Source organism: Sporosarcina pasteurii, from assembly GCF_041295575.1.
Lineage (GTDB): Bacteria > Bacillota > Bacilli > Bacillales_A > Planococcaceae > Sporosarcina > Sporosarcina pasteurii.
The window spans coordinates 1,414,720-1,438,728 of sequence record NZ_CP160452.1 but is presented as its reverse complement, the minus strand read 5'-3'; the positions used below and the strand labels follow the sequence as shown (position 1 = coordinate 1,438,728).

The following is a 24,009-nucleotide window of genomic DNA, read 5'->3' as shown; positions in this document are numbered from 1 at the left end:
ATCCAGATATACATGGCGAGTTCACCTCACACATCAACAACTCATTGGTTCCTAAAATATTGATTTAGCAAAAGTCTATATCGGCATTCACAACCAATTCCGCGAACATAATATTATTATGTAAATTATCGCCATCAAAAAAACAATTCCTCTCTCTTGTAAGAGAAAGGAATTGTTAATTGATTGTGCTATTATTTTTGTATAAATTGTTGTGTCCAGTAATTACCATTTGCATCATAGCCAATGCCGATATGTGTAAAGTTTGGCGTTAAAATGTTTTGTCTATGACCTGGAGATTCCATCCACGCTTTAACAACTTCTTGTGCAGAACGTTGACCCATTGCAATGTTTTCAGCTGCTGAACGATACGTAACACCGAATGATTTCATTTGATCAAATGGTGAACCGTAAGTTGGACTAGTATGTGAAAAATATCTATTCACTGACATGTCTTTAGATTTAGCACGTGCTGAGTCCATTAGTTTCTGATCAATTTGTAATGGTGCTAGACCAGCTTTCTGTCTTTCTGCATTTGTTAAGTTTAATACCTCTTGTTCAATGGCAGAAATAGAAGCATTTGGTTTAGCCTCTTCAACTGGCTTTGCAGGTTTCTCTGGTGTTGGTGCTGGTACTGTTGGTGTAGGCGCTGCTTCTGGTGTTGAAGGCTTCTCAGGAACTTGCTCTTTTTCTGGAGTTTGTTCAGGAGCTTGTTCAACTTCCGGTTTTTCTACAGCTTCAGGAGCTTGTTCAACTTCTGGCTTTTCTACAACCTCAGGAGTTTCTTCCACTTTAGGAGTCTCCTCAACTTCTGGCTCCTTAACCTCAGGTGCCTCAGCTTTTGGTGTTTCTTTTTCACTTACTTCTTCTGCAGGCTTAGTTGGCGTTGGTTTTGGTGATTTTGTATATTTATTAACAAAGTCTATCCAATTAAAATAGAATGAATGATTTGTAAATTGTTTATTCAATAGATTTTTAAAATCGTATTGTTTTCCATCCCATGCAACGCAGTTAATTTGCTCTACTTTTTGAACTTGTACCGCCTTATCAGAATATGAAGCTTCTACACTTGAATTGTTCGGTAATAATAGTGCCGAACCGAGTAAGATGATCGCAATCGATTTTTTCATCACTTTACTCCTCCCTTCGCAATCTATCATAACGTCTATGATTTTTTGATTGAGCGGATAGTTTTACCAACAAAACCAATTATGTTGGAAAACTGATAGGGAGGAAGATTATAAGTGAAAAAATTGGATATGACTGGAGACAAAACTTTTTTTTACAAGTAAGTACGGGTTGACAGAACTCGAATTTCTATCAATTAATGATAGTAGTAATCCTATTTTGGATAGTGAATATCATCAATATTCTCTCCGATAATTACCAAACGTGGTTCCATTTGGATATATTCTGGCATCCAATGAACCATTCCATATGCGTATTGAAATAAATAAGGATTCTTAGTCCCTTTTACAGGTACAAACCCTTTCATGCGATAAACAGTGTCCGGCAAACATTTCACCCAGTTTTCAAAAGCTTCCATCTCTACACTATCTGTAAATGTGATTAGTTTTGAAGAGAGTGGTAATCCAGCACCTGTAACAATCTCTTTCGTTACTTTATCTTTAGGTCTTTGAAGCATTTTCTCAATATGAGCAAATGACATTTTGCCATTAATTGTTTGTATAATCGGTACAGTTGTATTAAAGTGAGACAGTTCCATTGTCACATTCGCAAGTTCTTCATCTGTTAATAAATCTGCTTTATTCGCTAGTAAAATATGTGCATGTTTAATTTGCTCCATAAATAACGCACGAATTCGCGGCGACAACTGGTTGCGATTCAACCAAAGTTTGCTATCGACTACTGTTACAATCCCCTTAACTTGCAAGCGATCAGCAAATAATGGTGAATAGACAGCGTCTAACGCTTCTACTGGATGAGCAGCCCCAGTCGTTTCGATTAAAATAACATCAACATCTTCATTTTCAAGTAGAAGGCCTTGTAATTGGGCTTCGGTCTTCTCAGCGCCGCTGCAGCAAATACAACCGTCAAGTAATTCTTTTAAAGGCACTTCCCCTTCAACTGCTTTTGAATCTACAGGTAAATCTCCAAATTCATTCATAAATACAGCAGGTTTTTTATTTTCTTCCTTTAGTTGTTTAATTACATTTAATAGAAGTGAAGTTTTTCCACTTCCTAAAAAACCACTAAATAAATAAACGTCAATCATATTGCGTTCCTCCTTGTTTGCCTTTGAAAAAAGCGTCCCGCCCATAGTGGCAGAACGCTTGGCATATTTAAGATTTATTTCTTTATTTTTTCAAGCAATATCTCTTTGGCCTTCATTAATTGAGGATCATCATTTTCAATTTTCTCACGTAACTTATTCATTAAACCAAATGTTGTGTCACCGGTTAATACTCCCGTTATTTCGATATCCAAGTCCGCTTGTAACGCTTTAACTGCTTTTGTTGTTTCCGCATCATATAGCCCGTCAACTACACCTGGATTGTATCCTGTAGCTTCTAGCATTTTTTCAGCCGACTCAATTGTAGTGGATACCATGCCTTCTTCCATTTCAATAGAAGGATTTAAAAATGGTAACATCGCATAGTCCGGATAAGGGACTTCAAAATCCGGCTTAATGCCTTTTTGATGAATCCAATTACCGTCTGGCGTCAACCATTTTGCTGTCGTTAATTTTAAGTTAGAACCATCTGGTAAATCTTTTGGGGATTGGACCGTTCCTTTCCCAAAAGTCGTTATACCGACAAGTGGAATGTCGGAAGACTCACTCAATGCGCCTGCTAGTATTTCAGAGGCGGATGCACTTCCATCGTCAATAATGACGGACACAGGTACGTCCACTTTCCTGCCACTAGACGCACTGAAAACTTGAGCTTTGCCTTTTTTCCCTTGATATTGTAAGATGTTTTTTCCTTTTTCAACAAAAAGATTGGAAATATCAATTGCCCCATCTAACGTACCACCTGGATTTTGTCTTACATCAACAACGAGTCCTTTTAATCCTGCTTCTTCCATTTCATCAAGTGCAGTAAGTAACTCATCGTATGTCCCCATTGAAAAACTTGTAATATGCACGTGACCAATTCCATCCTCGTCTAAATCCCAATAAACCGTTTCAATTGGAATCACATCACGAATAATTTCTATTTCCATAGGATCATCGAGCCCATTACGAATAATCGTCAATGTCACAGGCGTTCCTTTTTGTCCACGAATTAATAGGACTGCTTCTGAAGAAGACATCCCTTGAATACTTTCCCCATCTACTGCTGTGATTTTGTCTCTCGGTAAGAGCCCGGCTTTTTCAGCTGGAGAATTTTTAATAGGAGAAACGACCGCAATATACCCGTCTTGTTCTTGAATCTCGGCACCAATTCCTTCGAAACTTGATGAAATACTTTCATTTAATTGACGCGCTTCATCTTCGTTCAAATAATCGGAATAAGGATCTCCAAGTGCATCAATCATTCCATTAATAGCACCATCAATGACTAATTGTTTATCAATATCTTCAAAATAATTATCTTTCATCTCATCATATGCTTCAAAAAACTTTTGAAACTCTTGACGAGCGGGAACTTGTTGCTGTGGCTTTACAACTTCAACTACTTTATCCTCACCAGTCGTTAAAATAAAAAATGTAATGACTGCTGTTACTAGTATAAGCCCAAACACAAGCATTACAAAAGAGAATGGTTTTAATTGGATGTAACGTTTGGCAGGTGGCTTGTTCGCATCGACAACGTCACGATTGGTGTTCTCTTTTTCCTCCATCTCATCCCCCACCTTTTTTCTTTTAATATAAGAGAAGAAGGCCGCCTAATAGCGGCCTCTTGTCCTTTTATTTTTGGATTGCAGCGTCAAGTGCTACTTCGATCATATCATTGAATGTCAATTGACGTTCTTCCGCAGAAGTTGCTTCACCAGTTAAAATATGGTCACTCACTGTTAAAATAGAGAGTGCTTGACGACCAAACTTAGCAGCAAGCGTGTAAAGTGCAGAAGTTTCCATTTCTACAGCGAGCACACCGTATTGTGCTAATTTTTCATGGTCGGAAAACTCATTGTAAAATAGATCTTCAGTGAAAACATTTCCAACTCTTAGGTTTAATCCTTTTTCAATACCTGTCTGATAAGCCTTTAGAAGTAAATCAAAATCTGCAATAGGTGCATACGTAATATCATCGAAAATGATATTATTCATTGTAGAATTTGTTGTACCGCCTTGTGCAATGATAACATCGCGTAGTTGAACGTCTTTTTGAATTGCTCCGCATGTCCCAACGCGGATCAACTTTTGAACGTCATACTCTTGCATTAACTCAGTAATATAAATTGAAATTGATGGAACACCCATTCCTGTACCTTGAACAGAAATACGCTCACCTTTGTAAGTTCCTGTGTAACCAAACATATTTCGAACCTCATTATATTTTGTAACATCTTCTAAAAATGTTTCTGCAATATATTTCGCTCGTAACGGATCTCCTGGTAATAAAATCGTATCTGCAATTTCACCTTTTTTTGCGTTAATATGTATACTCATTTTAGTATTCCTCACTTTCCATTATCTTGTATTATCATACATTTATCGAATCTTTTTTGCAATCTAGAACCAATCATCGGTTTAATACTCTTTCTTCATAAAGTTTATACAATTCGTCAAAAATGATAGGCTTCATTTGTTCATTTGCCATCTCTTCAACATAACGTGAAAGAAGGTCGTACTCCCTTTCATCTTTTGGGAAACTTAAATCATTAAACATTTCCTCCGCAAAGACTGCTCTTTCGTCCTCTTTCCCGCCGCCGCGAAACGATAAAACGAATTGATAAAATGATCTATTCATCGTCACCGCTCCTTAAAATAACTTTCGATATTTCCCATAACCTTCTTTTTCTAAGTCTTCAATAGGGATAAATCGTAAAGCTGCTGAATTTATACAATACCTTAATCCTGCTTCCCCGGGGCCATCTGGAAAAACATGTCCAAGGTGGGAATCTGCTGTTTTGCTTCTCACTTCAGTTCGACGCATGCCAAATGAATCATCGAAGTGCTCCGTTACTTCAGCATCTTCAATCGGTTTCGTAAAACTTGGCCATCCACAACCGGCATCGTATTTATCTTTAGAACTAAAGAGAGGTTTTCCAGAGACAATATCTACATAAATTCCTTCTTCAAAGTGTGCATCATATTCATTTTGAAATGGCGGTTCCGTTCCATCTTCTTGCGTAACATAATATTGTATCTCTGTCAGTCGATTTTTAAGATCTTTCTTCATGCTTCATCCCCCCAGTTTACTTTCTTAAACTGTTCACGTCCCGACCCAATCGCATATCGATGATAATGATCTGGATTTTTTAAATAGTAAGCTTGATGGGCTTCCTCTGCCGGATAAAAAACTTTGGCCGGTAAGATTTCTGTCGCAATTGGTTCATTAAATTTTCCACTCGCTTGCAACTCTTTTTTTGATTTTTCTGCAGCAAGCCGTTGTTCTTCAGAATGTGTATAAATTGCAGTTTTATACGAGTCACCTCTGTCAAAAAATTGACCGCCAGCGTCTGTAGGATCAATTTGACGCCAAAATATGGTCAGTAATTCCTCGTATGAAATGATATTGTCATCAAATGTAATTTGAACTGCTTCTCGATGACCTGTCGTATTCGTACAAACAAGTTCATATGACGGATTTTCGATATCACCGCCGGTATACCCCGAAATAACCGATTGAACCCCATCATATCGATCAAAAGGTTTTACCATGCACCAAAAACAGCCGCCTGCAAATGTTGCGATAGATTGTGTCAATTGAATGCCTCCCTATTCTCTTGGAATTACAATTTCCAAAATAATTTCATCTTTTTTCAAGTTGAATTCTTTTGCTTTCACTTGTAAATCCCCTGAAATTGGTAAACCGCTTAAGTCGATAAAAATCTCTTCTTCTTTTACCCGTACAATCATCCATGGTGGTAATTTCACAGAGTCTCTAAGCACCTTTAAAACCGTAGACGGCGGAAGGTTCAAATCGGCAATTTCTAATGATGATTGTTTTAGCATTAAATTCCCGTCCTCTTGCACAATTGGATCAAAATGCATCGTCACAGGCACTGTATAAGAAAAAACGGTAAGTTCTGAAGAAAGAATGATATCATCTTCAACAATCATTGTAACGGGAAGTGGCTCTTTATTCATCGCTTTACGGATATACGTATTCGCAATCCCTTCAAAATCTTCCTTCGTCGCTTTAACTGTTAACGTATTACTAGCGCCAGTTATTACCTGAGCTTTTGGAACTGGTCCGGATTCCGAAGATGTGCCGATTAATATAAACAAATAAACAATTGCGGCGATGACAATCCCCGCCAACATGAAAAAACCTATTTTCCAACGATTCACTCGACCAGCTCCCTACATATCAAAGTTTCCATCCGATAATTTAAACAGATTACACTTGTCAATACTTTCGATATAGCGATTTGCCATTTGTACATACCCTTTCGCATTCGGATGGAAAAAATCTGTATGATAAACCATGTTCTCATTTGAATAGAACAAATCAGAAACTGGTACAAAACAAGATTTATCGTCTAACACAGTTCGCACCTCAATCGCTTCGTTCCAATCCTCTAGAATCTCATCAAATTCTGTTGTCTCATCGGCTACAATTGAGAATGGATTGTAAAGTCCACCGACAATAATCAGGGCATTTCCATTAACTCCACGAATCATCCCAAATATTTCGTCTAACCTTTTTTCAAATCGGGTAAGTTCTTCATAAAATGCATTGATTTTCAATTTAAATAAATCGCGTTTCACAATTTTCATGACATCGTTTCCGCCGATTGTAAACAAGATGATATCGGCTTTTTTAAGTTTTTCTTGTACGTCACGATCTTCAAGTTGAGAGATAAGCTGATCGCTTCTTCTCCCTCTCTTGGCTAAGTTATTCGCTTCAACGTCTTTGACACCTTTCCACTCTTCCATTGCAGTTGTGACACGTCCAAAATAGCCGCCTACTTTTAATTCATCGCCAATCCCTTCCGTCAATGAATCACCAAGTCCAATCACGTAAATTGATTTCGGAATAAAGACCCCTGGAATCTCCCATTTTTCAAATGCTGCATACGGCCTTTCTTCGGCAGGGGGGATTTTTTTAAATTTTCCTGGATAACACCCCGACAACAATAACGAGAAGAAGACAAATATAACAAGCAACTTTCTCATTCTTCTTGTTCCTCATTTCTTAAATTAAGAATCGTTATACTCCTTAACTTTTAGCATATGCGACTAATCAGTTATGCTGTATATTTTAAGTGTAAAATCTTAAATTTAAATTAACAAAATAGACTTTTTAGTTATTCGACCTCTGTGTAAAACATAAAACCAATGGCACCTTCACCCGTATGTGTACTAATAATTGGGGTTGTGAACGTAAGCGCAACGTCTTTTATACCTGTTTCTTCAATCATTTTCTTTAACGGTTCGGCCATTGCAAGACCGTTGGCATGTGAAATTCCGACTTTACGTATTATTTTCCCAGTGGTTTGCTCAGTAAACGCTTTAAATAAATGTTTGACTACTTGTCGATGACTTCTTACTTGTGCCACTGGCGTATATACACCATCTTGTAAGGTGGCAATAGGTTTAATATTTAATAATGATCCAATCATTGCTCGACCTTTCCCAATTCTTCCGCCTTTTACTAAGTTATCGAGCTTATCCACAACAACGTAAAGGGCTGTTTGTTTACGAATTATTTGGAGTCGATTCACAATCTCATCAACCGAATGCCCTTCTTGTGCCATTTTAGCAGCCTCAATTACTTGAAACGATAAAGCATGGGAAATGTACATCGAATCGATAACGGTTACTGAAGCATCTGACATATTCGCTGCTGTCTCAGCTGACTTCACCGTACCACTCATGCCGCCTGTCATATGTATTGAAATAATTTCGCTTCCGTCTTTTCCAAGTTCATCATATAACTCTTTAAAGACACCTGCTGCCGGCTGTGAACTTTTTGGCAGTTCCTCGGCATTCGCCATTAAATTTAAAAACTCATCCGGTCTGACGTCAACACCATCAATAAACGTTTCATTGTCAATTTGAATGGTTAATGGCACGACATGGATACCATACTTTTCAATCTCTTGTTCATTCAAATCAGCTGTTGAGTCCGTCACAATATAAATAGATTTCAACAAAATGCACCTCTCAAAAAAGTGGTCTTCTTATAGATATATTTGTATAATGTTAGGCAGGAGGTTGTTCATATGAATACTGCGTTTGATTATAAGACAGAAAGAGAAGAACTATGGAATGCAATCACCCACGGGTTCGGATTTATTTTAACAATACCCGCATTCGTCCTGTTAGTACTGAAAGGGGTCGAGGCAGGAACTGCTCTCGAGCTTGTCAGTTATACAATATTTGGTGTGTCAATGCTTCTGCTCTTTCTTATGAGTACGCTCCTCCATAGTATGCCTGTGAAATTCAAAAAAATGTTTTCAATTCTCGATCATTCCGCAATATATATATTGATTGCCGGAACGTATACACCATTTTTACTAATTTCCATCCAAGGTGCCCTCGGTTGGTCATTATTTGGTGTCATTTGGGGATTTGCCATCCTCGGAATTGTATTCAAAGTGTTTTTTATTCATCGCTTTGAATTTGTTTCACTTGCTTTTTATATCATCATGGGGTGGCTTATTTTAATCGCCATAAAACCACTCATCCATAGTATTACAATTCCAGGATTTCTATTGTTGCTTAGTGGCGGTTTATTTTACACAATTGGTTCAATCTTTTATGCATGGAGAAGAATCCCTTATAACCATGCAATATGGCATTTCTTCGTAATCGCAGGATGCGCTTGTATGTACTTTAGCGTCTTGTTATATACTTAAAAAAAGAGAGGGCGCTATTGTCCCCTCTTTTATTTTTCTTTATCATAAATTAAATATGAAAAGGTTGTCCCATTTATTGAAGTCATCACTTCTGACTTGTCTGTTAGTCTCCAACCATCGGTATACTCCGGAAAAAATGTATCTCCTTTAAAATGTTCATGTACCTCTGTAATATATAATCTGTCCGCAATGTCCATCATAAGCTTAAATATTTCAGCACCGCCAATGATCATCACTTCATCCGCATATTCTTTCGCTTTTTGAATGGCTTCGTCTAAATCATGCGCAACGACAACGCCTTCAGCCGAATAAGACTTATTTCGCGTAACAACAATGCTTAGCCTACCTGGTAAAGGACGTCCAATCGACTCATACGTTTTTCTCCCCATTACCATCGCTTTTCCCATCGTTTTTTCTTTGAAATACTTCAGGTCTTCTGGGATATGCCATGGCAAATCATTATTTAGCCCTATCACTCGATCAGGGTCATGTGCAACCATTAATGAAATCATCATATTATCTCCTTTTAAACAGCAATCGGCGCTTTAATTCTAGGGTGCGGATCATAACCTTCGACAGAAATATCTTTCGTTTCTAAGTCAAAAATGGATTTCCCCTCAATATTCACTCGTAACGTTGGTAATGTTTTCGGTTCGCGCTGTAATTGTTCTTTTACTTGCTCTACATGGTTTGAATAAATATGTGCATCCCCTAGCGTATGGATAAATTCTCCAACTTCTAATTCGCACTCCAATGCGATTAAATGAATTAACAGCGCATATGAAGCGATGTTAAACGGTACCCCTAAGAAAATGTCAGCACTTCGCTGATATAGTTGGCAGGATAGCTTTCCATCTGCTACGTAAAATTGGAATAATGCATGACATGGCGGTAATGCCATATCATCAACTTCTGCTGGGTTCCATGCTGTTACAATATGACGGCGTGAATTCGGATTATTTTTAATACTATCAATCACATTTTTAATTTGGTCAATCGTGCCATTTTCTGTTGCCCATGAACGCCATTGTTTCCCGTAAACTGGGCCAAGATCTGCATATTTATTTGCAAATGCTTGATCTTCAACAACACGCTGTTTAAATGCATCCATTTCTTGTTTATACACTTTTGCAAACTCATCATCTTTTGTTGCGCGCAGACCAAAATCCGTCATATCTGGCCCTGTGTACTCTTCACTGTTTACCCATTGTTCGAACGCCCACTCATCCCAAATCGGGTTTCGTTCCTGAATCAATGTCCTAACATTTGTATCTCCTTTTAAAAACCATAATAATTCTGAGGTAATTAAACGAAATGCTGTCTTTTTCGTCGTTAATAACGGAAATCCTTTTTGTAAATCAAAACGCATTTGATAGCCAAATGTGCTAATCGTACCTGTTCCTGTACGATCTCCTTTTTGCGTCCCGTTATCTAATACATACTGACAAAGTTCTAAATACTGTTTCATGATAAATCCTCCTAACAATTAAATTTAGTATAACAACAATCTAGTGTCTTATGAAACAAAATCACTCAAATATTAGGATGTATTCATCAGTTAGAATAATCTATACTGAATAGATAAGGCAAAAACGCTTATCTTTATTTGCTCAAAAAATTTTTGCGAGTCAGAATGCGAATAAAAAAACCTCCCAAATGTTATGATAACCATTTAGGAGGCGTGTTTTTCGACCAATATATATCGCCTATCGTATAATGTTTTGTATAATTATCATCCGCTAAGTGATAATGGAAGTTAAAAAAGTATCCATCTTGCGGTCGCTTGTCTGTTCTAACATGAAAGAGAATCAAATTTTTCCCTTCGTCCTTGTCGTACACATTAAAAATCTTTTCTGAATAATTACCTGCAGGCTTTTCGCTAATCGCTAGTTGTTCTATCTGTGTTTCGATAGAATCATTTAACGTCATGCGAATGACTTCGTCAATTTTTGGAAAAATCACTTTATCAAACTCTTCACCAATAACTGGACCAATTTTTGAGCCGAATTTTTCATATGACAACTCATGAGCTTTTACAATAAACACATCTTCTATAGAAGGTGTCTCTTCTTCTCTCGTCGGTTCGGTAAACTCAAAGTATTCTTCGTCCGACTGTACAGATGGACCAACTTGCCTTGTATTTCCTTTATCTTGAAGGCCATTCCAAATGTCGTGGGTCGGCGTAATAATGCCTAACGTTAGAAATGCTACTGTTACAATTAATAACTTTTGAAGCCACCTCATTCAAGCACCCCCCACCTTTAATTATGTAAATTCTAGCAAACTTTGTCATATATAGTAACGAAACTTCTTCAAAAAGGTTTCTTCTTTCTATTATTCATTGTACAATAAAACTATAAAGATGTATTGCCTTTTTTGAAGGAGGTTTTACAGATGGATGTTTCACTACTAATGGGTATTGGTTTACTTGGTCTACTAGCTTACCTATGCTCACTAAGCTTCACGCATTAATTTAAGAAGAGCTGAAGGCGATTTATGCGACTGGGATAAGACTGGTAGATAGCGTGGCGATCTTCGCCGCAGAATGTACCCCGCTTATACCCCAATACTTAGCGCCTAAAGCAATACAAAAAGGCTATCTCGCTTTGTTTATCAAAGTAAGATAGCCTTTCTTCATACCTTCGACAGATAACCAAAATGAAACTTTGTGTTTGGTCTCACAATCTGTTGAAATTTAAACTGTTCAAAAACCGGAGAATTAAAATGTTCTTTTACAATGACACGTCGTTTGCAAACACGGTAAGCTTCTTCAATCCACTTTTCACTTAGTTGAGCTAATAAGCCTACTTGTCGTAATGGCGTGAAATTAGAAGATTCATCTATCGGCGCGCTAAACATTGGGTCGATATACACGACATCCCAGCTACAATCCTGTTCATTTTCTAAAAATGAGATAGCATTTATTTGTTTCACTACGACTCTCCGCATTGCATCGTGCATTTCTTCTAATGAAGTAGGAAATGTTTGTAGCCCTTTTTCCACGATAAACGCAATGTCCTTGTCTCCTTCTAGCCCTAAAACTCGACCGTTTTCTCCTACTGCAAAACTAGCAATAATGCTATCCGAAGCAAGTCCGAGCGTACAATCGAGGAACGAGTCTCCTTCCTTCAATTCCGAAACATCAATCAGCGGGTCAGTACCGCCTTTTAATAATCTTTTCATGCGGTATGCAGCTGAGTTGGGATGAAAGAAAAAAGGCTTCTTCATCTCTTGTCGATACAATTCAAATCGATTATGTCCCGCTACTAAAACTGCACTATTATAGTCTTTTTGCATTCGTACAATCGAGCGCTTATTTCGTTCTACAAACTTATAGTGCAATTTCGTCGAAGCATCCAACGCTAATTTACGGGATACATCATCTGGTCGCCCGCCTGTCGTAATAATTGTATTTACGCCGTTATGAATTGTTTCAACACTCCTACTAGATGCTCTTTAATCGTTTCCATCTGATTAATTTCAATTTCTTCTCTTGGGATAAAATACGCTAAGGCACCGTCTTTCCAAAGTGCAATTGATGGTGAACTTGGCGGTACTTCAGGGAAATATTCACGCATCTTTTCCGTTGCTTCTTTATCTTGACCCGCAAATACAGTAAATAGATGTGTGGGTTGATGTTCTATCTCCTGTAATGCTTCAATTACAGCCGGACGCGCTTGCCCCGCAGCACATCCACAAACTGAGTTAATGACGATTAAGGCTGAACCTTCTATGGAGTCCATCTTTCCTTGTACGTCTTCCGCTGTCGTTAATTCTGTAAAACCGGCAGAAACTAAATGTTCTCGCATCGGTTTGTAAACACCTTGCATAAATTCTTCATATGCGTTCATAAATAATTCTCCTTTCAAAATCAGCAATGCTTTACTAATATCATACATGTTTCAATTTGAATTTAAAGTGAACTATCTTAAAAATCGATATCTGATTCCAGATTCTATGAATAAACGAGCAGTTCCGTTGTGGGCTTCTTATTTACTTATACAATTCGTTATATATAATATATTTTAAAGCAGTTGCTTCATCAGCCGTTAATTTCCCTTCAAGCTCACGTATCAGTTGAACTTGCTCTGCTGGTGACATCCCATTTTCATATCGACTTTGGATAGATTGCAATTCGCGAATGCCCACTTTTTTAACAACTGTTTGAACAGCTTCTTCTTTTGTAGTAAAAGGTAATGTATTTGCGTCAACATTCGCACTACTTTCAAGCATTTGCTTTAATTCAGGTGTTTGATCAACGAATCGTCTCGCCTCGTCTAATTGGCCGCTATTTTCAAGTTCCTCTGTAACGACATCCGCAACTTTCGCAGATAAAAAATGCTTACCAATAAAGTAAACTCCTACGCCCAACACAGCCATAATGATGACCGTTTTAAATAAAAATTTAATAAACCTCAAATTGTGTAACTTCCTTTCAAAATAGATAATAAATCATCCTATGTTTTATACAGACGTTTTAAAGATGTTTTAGTTTCGCGTAGCTATCCATAACATTATTATGTAAACTATTTTAAAATCTAGAAGTTGACTTGTATATTGAATCTCATAAAAACAAACTGCGATTCACTCACATTTGTAAGCGAATCGCAGTTTCATCTCATAAAGCGCTAAAATTATTCTTTTGCACCCGTACGCAGTTCAGTCATCTGTCTCCAGATCGACCCTTGTGCTTCTTCTCCTTCAGCAATTCTTGCAATCGCCATGCGAACCTGAAGTTTCACTTCGAATTCTGTATCATTTTCCGCTTCTCTTAAAGCAGGCAATGCCTTTTCAGTACCTGTTTCAAATAAAAACATCGCTGCACGCCAACGTACAAGTTTGTTACGGTCTTGGAGTAGCTCAATTGCTGCATCCTCAAACTCTTCAAAACCAAGGTCACTCATGCAATCCCCTGCTGTTCGTCTTACTGCCCAGCTTTTATCTTTTAGTGCCTTTTCAATATACGGAACAACTGCTTTATCTTCAATCATACCAAGATAGACAGTTGCTAGTCTACGGATAGACATTTTTTCATCATCGAGCGCCACATCTAAGAGCGGAGCATCTGACATGTCAGGGTCTGGCATTTGATCAAGCAATTGGAAACGCTTCTCCCATTCATCTACTTGGAATTCGTCTAGAGATACTTTTCGGCCGCGCTCAATCTGTTCATCTATTCCTTCTTTCGATTGCTCAATAATTTCTTGCAATCGTACCTCTGGATAAGCAGCTTCAATTTCTTGGACTACAATTTCTCCAATCTCTTCTTTCTCGCCGTAGCGAATCCCGTAATCTGCCCACTTTCGAAGTAAAATGTAGTTTTCTACTTCGGAACTATGGACAACTTCCATTGCCTTTACAAAACGATCACTTAATCCAAAACGTGCTTCTGATGCACTATCAAACACTTTTACTTGCAACGGTATGTCTTTATACGTTTGTACATGGACGTAAACTTCCCCGTATTTGTCATCTACAGGTTCTTCTGTCGTTGCATGTTCTACTTTTTCATCGTCATTAATAATTTTTTGGATATCGGCTAAAATGGCTTCCCATGGAACATTTCCTGCGCGTTCTACCGCCATAAAGTTCATGACATGATAAATGCCGCGCACTCCATTTACTTGGAGCAAGTCAGACATCGGATGCGGTGCAGTTTCCGCATCACTTTTTTTATAATTGTAACTTGTACCAGCTGGTAATTCTGTATTCAAAACAATTTTCATCGAGTTTGGACTCGGCGTTGGTTCAATCGTAATGATTTTCAATTGAAAGTCCTCCTCATGATTATTTGTCGATGGCTTTTTCTATTTCTGGAATGATGACATCCCAGTCAACGTCTCCGTTTCTTTCTACGGCCATAAAGTTCATTACGTGATAAATACCTTCAACACCGTTAACTTTTAACATAGATGCAGCTGGTTCTATCGCATTGTCTGCATCACTTTTTTTATAATTGTAACTTGTCCCTGCCGGTAGTTCAGTATCAAAAACAATCCTCATGGAGTTTGGATTTGGTGTTCTTTCAATTGATGTAATTTTCATGTAAAAATTCCTCCTACATATTTTCCTGTAATTCTTGTAAATATGACCAACGTTCAAATAATCTTTCATACTCTGCTGTCTTCTCTTCTAATTGAATGGTCAGTTCTCTTAGTTTATCGTAATCAGCGCCTGCTGACTCCATTTCTGCTTCAATCTCTTCGATTTTCGTTTCAACTGTCTCAATTTCTAGTTCAATTGTGTCCCATTCTTTCTTTTCCATATATGACATTCTTTTCTTTGGGACTGTTTTCTTAACTCTCTCAGGGGCTACTTCTTGTGCTTTCTCTGGTATTTCTTCAGGTTGATTTAGCGTTTCTAAATAATCTGTATAAATTCCGTCTTGTATAATAACTTTACCTGTACCATCTAGAATCCAAAGTTTAGATGAAGTTCGGTCTAAAAAGAATCGGTCATGAGAAATAGTTAACACGACACCTGGAAATGTTTCAATAAAATCTTCCAAAATAGATAATGTTTCTATGTCTAGGTCATTCGTTGGCTCATCTAATAAAAGAACATTCGGTTGTTCCATTAACAACTTTAATAAATACAGTCGTTTTCTTTCACCACCGGATAACTTTTCAATGAGTGTGCCGTGAACACGCGACGGGAATAAAAATCTCTCAAGCATTTGAGAAGCCGAAATGCGTTGGCCATTCGCATCTTCAATATCATTTGATGTTTCACGAATATATTCTATCATTCTTTTGTGGTCATCCATTTTGGGAATATGCTGATGGAAATGAGCAATTTTTACTGTAGAACCTATTTCCAACTCTCCAGTATCTGAAGTAATTTCACCGGAAAACAAATTGAGTAATGTTGTTTTTCCCACTCCGTTAGGACCTACGATAGCTATACGGTCTCCAGATTGGAGTAAACAGGAAAAGTTATCAATGATTTTTTTATCGCCAAATGACTTAGAGAGATTTGTTGCTTCAATCACTTTTCTACCAAGTCGTGTGGTCTTCAAGTTCGCATCCATTTCATCATTGACATTGTCTTTTTTCACTTGTTCTTTCAGTTCTTCAAAGCGTCCAATTCTCGCTTTTTGTTTTGTCGATCTTGCCCGAGCCCCACGCTTTATCCATTTTAATTCGGCACGGAAACGATTTTGTAATTTACTCTCTGTCGCCGCTTGCATTTCTTCACGCAATGCCTTGGCTTCAATAAAATCGCCGTAATTACCGGCATGTGCATAAAGTTGTTGATCAGCCAATTCATAAATATGTGTTGAAACAGCATCTAAAAAATACCGGTCATGCGTGACGAAAATGACCGCTGCTTGTTCGTTCATTAAGTAATCTTGGAGCCAAGTGATAGATTCAACGTCTAAATGGTTTGTCGGTTCATCTAATAATAATAAATCAGATGGTTCAATCAGTACTTTTGCGAGTGCAACCCTTTTTTGTTGCCCGCCTGATAACTCACCCATTTTTTTATCGAATGTCGTAATCCCCAGACGTGTTAAAATGGTTCTCGCTTGTGAGTTTAAGTCCCATCCTCCGTTTGTGTCCATTTTATTTTGAACGATTTCAAATTGCTTTTGGTTTTCTTCGTTAGCGGGGTCTTCCGTAAGTGCTTGTACCGCATATTCATAAGCTAAGTTCATCTGAATTAAAGGTGCATCACTTTTAAACACCGTTTCTAACACAGTTAGTTCAGGGTCAACTTCAGGCTCTTGCGGTAAATAAACAATGCGGTAATCATTGGGATGTTCCATTGTGATTGAATCGGCATCATCCAGTCCAGCTAGTATCGACAGTAAGGTAGATTTACCTGTGCCATTGATACCAATTAGCCCTACTTTCTCTCCGCTTGTAATCGTAAAAGCAATTTCTTTAAATAAAGTTTTCGCCCCAATCGTATGGGACAAATTTTCAACGATCAATTGACTCATTGATTCACTTCCATTTCTAAAACATACATATTTCTATTATAACTGAAATAAGAGCGTATTTGAACGACTTCGCTCATTTCATGCAGATGACAGTTATTATACTCCTAATTCAATCTCTCTCTACTTAACAACAAATATAGATGTTAAATTAATCCAGTAGTTATTGCGTAAATGTATGTGAATGGTACAATTTAACTAAATCTATCATACAAAAGTGATGAAGGTGATTGATATTATAGAACATATTAAATCAACCCTTCATCATAAAATGAGGTGCATGGATGACAAAAATTATTGAAGTAAATGGCTTAACAAAATTCTTTGGGAACGTGCAAGCTGTTAAAAACATTAGCTTTCACGTTGAAGAAGGTACGCTTTTTTCGTTTTTAGGAACGAATGGAGCTGGAAAATCAACAACAATTTCTATTTTATTAACCTTGTTAAAACATGATAAAGGCGAGGTAAAGGCGAGGTAAAGGCGAGGTAAAGGTGAAAGGATTTACGGTCGGCAAAGAGGATGAACGGATACGCCGAGAAATTGGGGTTGTCTTTCAAGATAGCTTACTGGATCCATTGTTAACCGTCAATGAAAACTTGAAGGCTCGCGGTGCCTTATATGGCATGTCCAAAAAGGAATTGGAAGAAGCGATTCAAAGAGTAGCCACTTTAACTCGTCTACAATCATTTCTCGACAGACCATATGGTAAATTATCTGGGGGTGAACGACGACGTACTGATATTGCACGGGCCCTTCTCCACACGCCTTCTATTTTAATTTTGGATGAACCAACGACAGGGTTAGATGCAGAAAGCCGAAAAAGTTTATGGAATACTGTTTTACAACTTCAAAGAGAAACAAAAATGACTGTTTTTCTAACGACACATTATATTGAGGAAGCAGCCAACTCTGATTATGTTGTTGTGATGGATAAAGGAAAAATTATTGTAAAGGGCACACCCGAACAATTAAAAAATGACTACTCAACAGATTCACTTTTTATTACACCGATTGATCCAGTAAACTTTAAAGAAATTCTTAAACAAACTAGTATTCAATTCATAGAAGATAAGACTCTTTTTATCATTCCATTAAATGATACATTGTGTGCAATTCCTTTATTAATAAAATATAAAGAATACATTGCTTCATTTGAAGTGAAAAAGTCTAGCTTAGACGATGTCTTTCTAGAGATTACAAAGGAAAAAGGTGAATGATGATAATGGCGTTTACAAAGCGTAATATTTTATTATACTTCAGGGATAAGACGTCTGTTTTCTTTTCGATGCTTGCCGTTATCATTCTTATTGGCTTATACGTCTTCTTTTTAGGTGATGTGACATCGAAGGGGCTCCCTGATTTTCCTTCAAAGAAATCATTATTGCATTCATGGTTTCTCGCAGGTGTATTGGCGATTACATCGATGACCACGACATTAGGCGCATTCGGTATTTTAGTTGAAGATCGAGCAAATAAACGATATATGGATTTTTATGCTTCACCGATTTCAAGAGCTAAGCTAGTAGGCGGATACATTATTAGCGCTTTATTCATTGGTTTCGTCATGTGTTTATTGACATTGCTTGCAGCAAATTTATTCTTTATTTCTATTGGAGAATCACAGACCACATTGTCAGATATGCTTTTATTGACTGGCGTGATTGTATTATCTGTTCTTTCAAGTAGTGCCATGGTGCTTTTTGTTGTCTCTTTTTTTAAAACTTCAAATGCTTTTGCAGCGGCCAGTACAGTGCTTGGGACACTTCTCGGCTTTTTAGCGGGAATTTATATTCCGATAGGTACATTGCCAGATTATTTACAAACGATAGTAAAATTATTTCCTGTATCACATTCAGCATCCCTTTTCCGCCAAATTTTGATGGAGTCTCCAATGCTTGATGCTTTTGCACAAGCCCCCAGTGACATGAAAGAATCTTTCCAATTGGGTATGGGTGTTCATTATCGAGTGGACGGTGTACTAATCCAAAGCCTATGGAGCGTGTATTACTTAATTGGCACGACAATTTTGTTTTCTTGTCTTTCATTAATCCTCATGCGCAAAAAAGTGTAGCCTAGCATTGTGACTAGACTACACTTTTGTTCATTATTCAGTTTTACCGAGATAATCGTACGCACTTAAAGCTGCAGTTGCACCTGATCCCATTGAAATGATAATTTGTTTATAGGCGCTATCCGTACAGTCTCCAGCCCCAAATACGCCTGGTACGTTTGTTGCACCGCGTTTGTCGACGATAATTTCACCAAAGTTATTACGCTCGACTGCATTGCCCAACCAATTTGTGTTTGGCACAAGACCGATTTGAACGAAGACACCTGCTAATTCGATATGGTGTTCTTCATTTGTATCGCGGTCAATGTATGTAATGCCGTTTACGCTATCCGTCCCAGTAATTTCTTTCGTTTGTGCATTTTTTACAACAGTAACGTTTGGAAGTTTATAAAGTCGATCTTGTAAAACTGAATCGGCTTTTAGCTCCGAAGCAAACTCAAGTACCGTTACATGGTTGACAATTCCTGCAAGGTCAATAGCCGCCTCGATACCTGAGTTTCCGCCGCCAATGACAGCAATATCTTTTCCTTCAAAAAGCGGTCCGTCACAGTGTGGACAGTAGGCAACACCTTTATTTCTAAATTCTGCTTCTCCTGGGACGCCTACGTTACGCCAGCTAGCGCCTGTTGAAAGAATCACAGACTTACTCTTGAGTACTGCACCATTTTCGAGCTCAATTTCGAACAAATCTTTCTTCTCTAATCCGGTAGCTGTTTGTAAATTCATTACTTCAATCTCATAATCTTTAACGTGTTCTTCAAGGCTTGCTGCAAGCTTTGGACCTTCCGTACGATTTACACTAATAAAGTTCTCAATCGTTGCAGTATCTAAAATTTGGCCACCAAAACGATCTGCTACAATGCCTGTCCGAACGCCTTTACGCGCTGCATAGATTGCGGCACTTGCACCTGCAGGACCGCCCCCAACAACGAGAACGTCGAATGGTTCTTTATTTTCAAACTCGGACGCGTCGGGTCCACTGCCCAATTTGGCGAGAATTTCTTCGATTGACTGGCGTCCGCTTGAGAATGACTCACCATTTAAGAATACTGTTGGAACGGCCATCACATTTTTGCTTTCTACTTCTTCTTTAAACACTGCACCGTCAATCATCGTATGTGTTATGTTCGGGTTTAACACGCTCATTACGTTTAACGCTTGGACAACTTCCGGACAGTTTTGACAGCTTAAGCTAATGTATGATTCAAAATGATATTCACCTTCAAGATTTTTCACTTGTTCAATGACTTTTTCATCGACTCTTGGTGCACGACCACTTACTTGTAATAAAGCTAGAACTAATGATGTAAATTCATGGCCAAGTGGAATACCGGCAAATGTAACACCAGTTTCTTCACCTACACGGTTAACGCTAAAGCTTGGCGTTCTTTCTAATTCTGCTTTCTCTACTTTAATATGAGATGACATAGAAGCTAATTCTTCTACTAATGCGATCATTTCATTTGAAACCTTATCTGTACCAGCGCTAATCTTTAAGAGTACGTCGCCTTCCATCATTTCAAGATACTGGGCCAATTGCGCTTTAATATCTTTATCTAACAAGTTCATCAAACTCCTTAACATAATCTTCATTAAACATAAATTCGATTGTTTGCGAACCATCATTTTGCTTACGTCGCAAATTAACAATGCACCAAATTTTGAATTGAATTTAAGACTCATTAAATCCCACAATCGTCGCTATCTTACCCTTTCAAAATTTGGGACATTCATCGAAAGCTATAAAAAAAGTGGGGGTATCCCCCACTTTTCAATTTAGATTTTTCCTACTAGGTCTAGGCTAGGCTTAAGTGTTTCTGCGCCTTCTTCCCATTTAGCTGGGCAAACTTCACCTGGATTATTACGCACGTATTGTGCAGCTTTGATTTTACCTACAAGTGTGCTTGCGTCACGGCCGATTCCATCAGCGTTAATTTCTGCAGCTTGTACAACGCCATCTGGGTCAATAATGAATGTACCACGTTGTGCAAGGCCTGTCTCTTCGTCTAGTACGTCGAAGCTACGTGAGATTTTTTGTGATGGGTCGCCAATCATGATGTATTCGATTTTGCTAATTGCGTCTGAATGATCATGCCATGCTTTATGTGTAAAGTGAGTATCTGTTGAAACAGAGTATACTTCTACATCAAGCTCTTTTAAAGTTGCATATTGATTTTGAAGATCTTCAAGTTCAGTCGGGCACACAAACGTGAAGTCTGCTGGGTAGAAACAAACAACGCTCCACTTTCCTTTGAAGTTTTCTTCCGAAACATCGATAAACTCTCCGTTACCTGCGTTATAAGCTGAAGCTTTAAATTCTTCTACTGTTTTACCAATTTGTGACATAAACAATTCCTCCTAAATGATTTTTACTATAGTTAGTTTAGGCAAAAGGATAAACGCCTAAACAGACAATAATAATTCTTATGTAATCACTATTGCTTAACTATAATAATTCTAATTACAAATTCATTATCATATACAATTCGCTGTTTGTCAACAATAACACTTATGTATTTTATTCTCGCTTACAAATTTCGATTTGATAGCTCATTCTTAATACTAGTTAAGTAAGCAATACGTTATATTCTATTGTAATGGATAGAATTTGTATTCTCAATTAACATGCACTATTCCCAATCGAATAATGAACATCTATCAGCCATCTTCTAGTCATTTTAGTTTCGCTTCCTTATTAATAGGAGGATTTATCAAATATGCACAATCCTTTAGCTGTTGAATAAGATATGAATGGTACGCATCATGACAAAGGAGAAGATCATTTTGACAAATCATTGGTATGGTTATAATCCTCATTGGCAAGCACAAAGGCAACCAAATCAGTATAGTCGTTATAGCCGCATTTCAATTGACGATGCAATGGCCATAGCACTTGAACAAATTCCTGGTGAAGTTGTAAAAGTGGAATTGGATACAGATAATGGAGCGTTTGTCTATGAGGTTGATATCATCAGTAGACAAGGCATTAAATATGAATTTGAAATCGATGCGGAAACTGGAAGAATTATAAAAATGCATCAAGATTAAGGGAGTCAGCTTTCTTATCCTTTTTAGGTAAGAGGGCTGACATTTTTTACCAGCAAAAACATATGCCAGCAAAATCGAAAGACAAGCTCCCTTTTCTTTCTGTAAAAGAGCACTAAAATCTGCTTACGCTTTCTAGTACTTCTAGTCAACTCCCCTTTCTCAACTAACCTCTTTTTTCTCAACTACCATGTTAATGATTGCCCTATGATTTAATCTATTTCTTCTGACCAATCGTACAACGATATGTCTTTATTAATATATTACAAAAGTTATTACTAACTAAATAGGAACAAGAATCCTTATAGTACAACATCTTTAATATGCTGAAGTTATTTTTGACAATTGAAAAGGTTTGGTTGTATTATAAAACAATCATAAGGAGGGTATTAAAAGTGTCAAAATTAACAAAGCAAGAAATCGTGGACAGTGTTCCGCAAAAAGGTTTCTTCGGACATCCTAAAGGATTGTTCACATTATTCTTTACGGAATTCTGGGAACGTTTTTCCTATTACGGGATGCGTGCAATTCTTGTCTTTTATATGTACTACGAAGTTACAAAAGGCGGACTCGGTCTTAGTCAACCATTAGCGCTTTCTATTATGTCGATTTATGGATCACTCGTTTATATGTCTGGTATCATAGGTGGCTGGTTAGCAGACCGAATTTTCGGTACTTCTAAAGCTGTATTCTATGGCGGCATACTGATTATGCTGGGACATATCGCCCTTGCAATTCCTGGCAGTTTAACGCTATTCTTCGTTTCGATGGTGTTAATCGTTCTTGGTACTGGTTTATTAAAACCTAACGTTTCCAGCTTAGTCGGCGATATTTATGCTAAAAAAGATAACCGTCGTGATTCAGGATTCAGCATCTTTTACATGGGAATTAACATGGGCGGTTTCTTAGCACCACTTATCGTTGGAGAAGTTGGCATGAAGTATAATTTCCATCTAGGATTCGGAATCGCCGCAGTAGGTATGTTTTTAGGGCTAGTCTTATTTAACCTTACAAAGAAAAAGAATCTTGGTTTAGCAGGGCTACAACCTGCAAATCCTTTGAATCCAGAAGAAAAGAAAAAAGTTTACACTCGCCTTGGAATTGGAGCATTCGTTGTTATCGTTTTAATGAGTGTGTTAATTCCACTTGGATGGTTAACTTTTGAATCGTTTATTTTAATAGTAGGAATTCTAGGATTCCTAATTCCAACGTCTTATTTTATTGTTATGTATAAAAGTTCTAAAACGAATGACGAAGAACGTTCACGAATTATTGCTTACATACCGCTATTTTTAGCGTCTGTTATGTTTTGGGCGATTGCAGAACAAGGTTCAACAATTTTAGCACTTTACGCAGATACAAGAACGAATCTTAACTTTTTAGGAATACAAATCTCCCCTGCTTTTTTCCAATCTTTTAACCCATTATTTATTATCTTGTTAGCGCCTATCTTTGCATGGCTTTGGGTGAAACTTGGAAACCGTCAACCATCGATTCCGCGTAAATTCTCGCTCGGCTTATTGTTTGCAGGTTTATCATTTATTGTCATTTTAGTACCTGGTTATTTCAGCGGTACAGATGCACTAGTAAGTCCATTATGGCTAGTGCTAAGTATCTTCATCTTAGTACTAGGTGAATTATGTCTGTCACCTGTTGGCTTATCTGCAACAACAAAACTTGCACCGGCAGCATTTTCGGCGCAAACGATGAGTTTATGGTTTTTATCAAACGCTGCTGCCCAAGCATTGAACGCACAAATTGTTAAATTGTATTCTGCTGAGACAGAAATGCTTTATTTTGGAATTATTGGTGGGGCTGCGATAGGATTAAGCCTTATATTGTTCGCCGTATCACCCATTATTTCACGTTTTATGAAAGGCGTTCATTAATTTATATTTCAAAGAGTACATATTGCTTACCCAAAAATACGTAAGCAAATATGTACTCTTTTATCATTTATCAAAGATATTGTATAAAAAGAACGTTCAATTCCATAAAATTAGGGTACTACTT

General features: G+C 37.6%; 27 protein-coding genes. 6 read left to right on the top strand and 21 right to left on the bottom strand.

The genetic code is table 11. The features are described 5' to 3' along the window. Positions 1–191: 191 nt before the first annotated feature. The 10 genes from AB1H92_RS06580 to AB1H92_RS06535 form a co-directional block, all read right to left on the bottom strand. Positions 192–1,127 (bottom strand): CAP domain-containing protein, encoded by a 936-nt coding sequence (locus tag AB1H92_RS06580; RefSeq protein WP_115361317.1) that lies wholly within the window; start codon positions 1,125–1,127, stop codon positions 192–194. 212 nt (positions 1,128–1,339) lie between these two features. After that, complete coding sequence (locus AB1H92_RS06575; RefSeq protein WP_115361319.1) at positions 1,340–2,233, bottom strand: GTP-binding protein; 894 nt, start codon at positions 2,231–2,233, stop codon at positions 1,340–1,342. Positions 2,234–2,307: 74 nt separating this feature from the next. Further along, positions 2,308–3,804, bottom strand: a complete 1,497-nt coding sequence (locus tag AB1H92_RS06570) for a S41 family peptidase (protein WP_115361321.1) — start codon at positions 3,802–3,804, stop codon at positions 2,308–2,310. Between the two features lie 67 nt (positions 3,805–3,871). Beyond that, a complete protein-coding gene (gene deoD, locus AB1H92_RS06565) occupies positions 3,872–4,576 on the bottom strand; it encodes a purine-nucleoside phosphorylase (RefSeq protein WP_075527829.1) in 705 nt (234 codons plus the stop codon). Positions 4,577–4,649: 73 nt separating this feature from the next. Beyond that, positions 4,650–4,877 (bottom strand): YozE family protein, encoded by a 228-nt coding sequence (locus AB1H92_RS06560; protein WP_115361322.1) that lies wholly within the window; start codon positions 4,875–4,877, stop codon positions 4,650–4,652. 12 nt (positions 4,878–4,889) lie between these two features. Then, positions 4,890–5,309 carry a peptide-methionine (R)-S-oxide reductase MsrB gene (gene msrB / locus AB1H92_RS06555; protein WP_115361324.1) on the bottom strand — a complete coding sequence of 140 codons (420 nt, stop codon included), beginning with the start codon at positions 5,307–5,309 and terminating at the stop codon, positions 4,890–4,892. After that, the gene (gene msrA, locus AB1H92_RS06550; RefSeq protein ID WP_115361326.1) at positions 5,306–5,836 is read right to left on the bottom strand and encodes a peptide-methionine (S)-S-oxide reductase MsrA; all 531 of its coding nucleotides are present in this window, start codon (positions 5,834–5,836) and stop codon (positions 5,306–5,308) included. Before msrA ends, msrB begins: the two co-directional genes overlap by 4 nt. Before the next feature lie 12 nt (positions 5,837–5,848). Further along, the gene (locus AB1H92_RS06545) at positions 5,849–6,424 is read right to left on the bottom strand and encodes a YpmS family protein (protein ID WP_115361328.1); all 576 of its coding nucleotides are present in this window, start codon (positions 6,422–6,424) and stop codon (positions 5,849–5,851) included. 12 nt (positions 6,425–6,436) lie between these two features. Further along, positions 6,437–7,252, bottom strand: a complete 816-nt coding sequence (locus AB1H92_RS06540; protein ID WP_115361330.1) for a GDSL-type esterase/lipase family protein — start codon at positions 7,250–7,252, stop codon at positions 6,437–6,439. A 131-nt stretch (positions 7,253–7,383) separates the two neighbouring features. Then, positions 7,384–8,229: a DegV family protein gene (locus AB1H92_RS06535; RefSeq protein WP_115364088.1), complete on the bottom strand. Its 846-nt coding sequence runs from the start codon at positions 8,227–8,229 to the stop codon at positions 7,384–7,386. Positions 8,230–8,301: 72 nt separating this feature from the next. Here AB1H92_RS06535 and AB1H92_RS06530 point away from each other — a divergent pair, with 72 nt between their 5' ends. Continuing rightward, positions 8,302–8,937, top strand: a complete 636-nt coding sequence (locus tag AB1H92_RS06530; RefSeq protein WP_115361332.1) for a hemolysin III family protein — start codon at positions 8,302–8,304, stop codon at positions 8,935–8,937. A gap of 29 nt (positions 8,938–8,966) precedes the next feature. On the opposite strand, the gene AB1H92_RS06525 is transcribed toward AB1H92_RS06530, so the two are convergent. The 9 genes from AB1H92_RS06525 to AB1H92_RS06485 all read right to left on the bottom strand — a co-directional run bounded on the left by AB1H92_RS06525 (position 8,967) and on the right by AB1H92_RS06485 (position 16,882). Then, positions 8,967–9,449, bottom strand: coding sequence for a dihydrofolate reductase (locus tag AB1H92_RS06525; RefSeq protein WP_115361334.1), 483 nt, complete (start codon positions 9,447–9,449; stop codon positions 8,967–8,969). 14 nt (positions 9,450–9,463) lie between these two features. Continuing rightward, positions 9,464–10,405 carry a thymidylate synthase gene (locus tag AB1H92_RS06520; RefSeq protein ID WP_115361336.1) on the bottom strand — a complete coding sequence of 314 codons (942 nt, stop codon included), beginning with the start codon at positions 10,403–10,405 and terminating at the stop codon, positions 9,464–9,466. A 191-nt stretch (positions 10,406–10,596) separates the two neighbouring features. Continuing rightward, positions 10,597–11,181: a YpjP family protein gene (locus AB1H92_RS06515; RefSeq protein ID WP_115361338.1), complete on the bottom strand. Its 585-nt coding sequence runs from the start codon at positions 11,179–11,181 to the stop codon at positions 10,597–10,599. A gap of 390 nt (positions 11,182–11,571) precedes the next feature. Beyond that, complete coding sequence (locus AB1H92_RS06510) at positions 11,572–12,279, bottom strand: class I SAM-dependent methyltransferase (RefSeq protein WP_243835740.1); 708 nt, start codon at positions 12,277–12,279, stop codon at positions 11,572–11,574. Positions 12,280–12,350: 71 nt separating this feature from the next. Continuing rightward, entirely contained in the window at positions 12,351–12,788 is a 438-nt protein-coding gene (locus AB1H92_RS06505) for a BrxA/BrxB family bacilliredoxin (RefSeq protein WP_115361342.1), read from the bottom strand. Positions 12,789–12,930: 142 nt separating this feature from the next. Continuing rightward, positions 12,931–13,356 carry a hypothetical protein gene (locus tag AB1H92_RS06500; protein WP_115361344.1) on the bottom strand — a complete coding sequence of 142 codons (426 nt, stop codon included), beginning with the start codon at positions 13,354–13,356 and terminating at the stop codon, positions 12,931–12,933. Between the two features lie 215 nt (positions 13,357–13,571). Continuing rightward, a complete protein-coding gene (locus AB1H92_RS06495; protein ID WP_115361346.1) occupies positions 13,572–14,705 on the bottom strand; it encodes a conserved virulence factor C family protein in 1,134 nt (377 codons plus the stop codon). Positions 14,706–14,724: 19 nt separating this feature from the next. Further along, complete coding sequence (locus AB1H92_RS06490) at positions 14,725–14,982, bottom strand: NifU N-terminal domain-containing protein (RefSeq protein ID WP_166739489.1); 258 nt, start codon at positions 14,980–14,982, stop codon at positions 14,725–14,727. Positions 14,983–14,995: 13 nt separating this feature from the next. Continuing rightward, entirely contained in the window at positions 14,996–16,882 is a 1,887-nt protein-coding gene (locus AB1H92_RS06485; protein WP_115361350.1) for an ABC-F family ATP-binding cassette domain-containing protein, read from the bottom strand. A gap of 281 nt (positions 16,883–17,163) precedes the next feature. Between AB1H92_RS06485 and AB1H92_RS06480 the strand changes: the two genes are divergently transcribed. Genes AB1H92_RS06480 through AB1H92_RS06470 form a run of 3 tightly spaced genes read left to right on the top strand, consistent with a single transcriptional unit; the run spans position 17,164 to position 18,951 of the window. Continuing rightward, positions 17,164–17,358, top strand: coding sequence for an ATP-binding cassette domain-containing protein (locus AB1H92_RS06480; RefSeq protein WP_311157227.1), 195 nt, complete (start codon positions 17,164–17,166; stop codon positions 17,356–17,358). Between the two features lie 13 nt (positions 17,359–17,371). Continuing rightward, positions 17,372–18,097: an ABC transporter ATP-binding protein gene (locus tag AB1H92_RS06475; RefSeq protein WP_311157228.1), complete on the top strand. Its 726-nt coding sequence runs from the start codon at positions 17,372–17,374 to the stop codon at positions 18,095–18,097. Positions 18,098–18,102: 5 nt separating this feature from the next. Next, positions 18,103–18,951: an ABC transporter permease gene (locus tag AB1H92_RS06470; protein ID WP_243835738.1), complete on the top strand. Its 849-nt coding sequence runs from the start codon at positions 18,103–18,105 to the stop codon at positions 18,949–18,951. Positions 18,952–18,984: 33 nt separating this feature from the next. On the opposite strand, the gene ahpF is transcribed toward AB1H92_RS06470, so the two are convergent. After that, positions 18,985–20,514: an alkyl hydroperoxide reductase subunit F gene (ahpF, locus tag AB1H92_RS06465; RefSeq protein ID WP_256594308.1), complete on the bottom strand. Its 1,530-nt coding sequence runs from the start codon at positions 20,512–20,514 to the stop codon at positions 18,985–18,987. A 213-nt stretch (positions 20,515–20,727) separates the two neighbouring features. Further along, a complete protein-coding gene (ahpC, locus tag AB1H92_RS06460) occupies positions 20,728–21,297 on the bottom strand; it encodes an alkyl hydroperoxide reductase subunit C (protein WP_115361354.1) in 570 nt (189 codons plus the stop codon). 438 nt (positions 21,298–21,735) lie between these two features. Here ahpC and AB1H92_RS06455 point away from each other — a divergent pair, with 438 nt between their 5' ends. Together AB1H92_RS06455 and AB1H92_RS06450 are read left to right on the top strand one after the other, a co-directional pair. Continuing rightward, positions 21,736–21,999, top strand: a complete 264-nt coding sequence (locus AB1H92_RS06455) for a PepSY domain-containing protein (protein ID WP_208407983.1) — start codon at positions 21,736–21,738, stop codon at positions 21,997–21,999. Between the two features lie 392 nt (positions 22,000–22,391). Further along, positions 22,392–23,885: a peptide MFS transporter gene (locus AB1H92_RS06450; protein ID WP_115361357.1), complete on the top strand. Its 1,494-nt coding sequence runs from the start codon at positions 22,392–22,394 to the stop codon at positions 23,883–23,885. Positions 23,886–24,009: the final 124 nt, after the last annotated feature.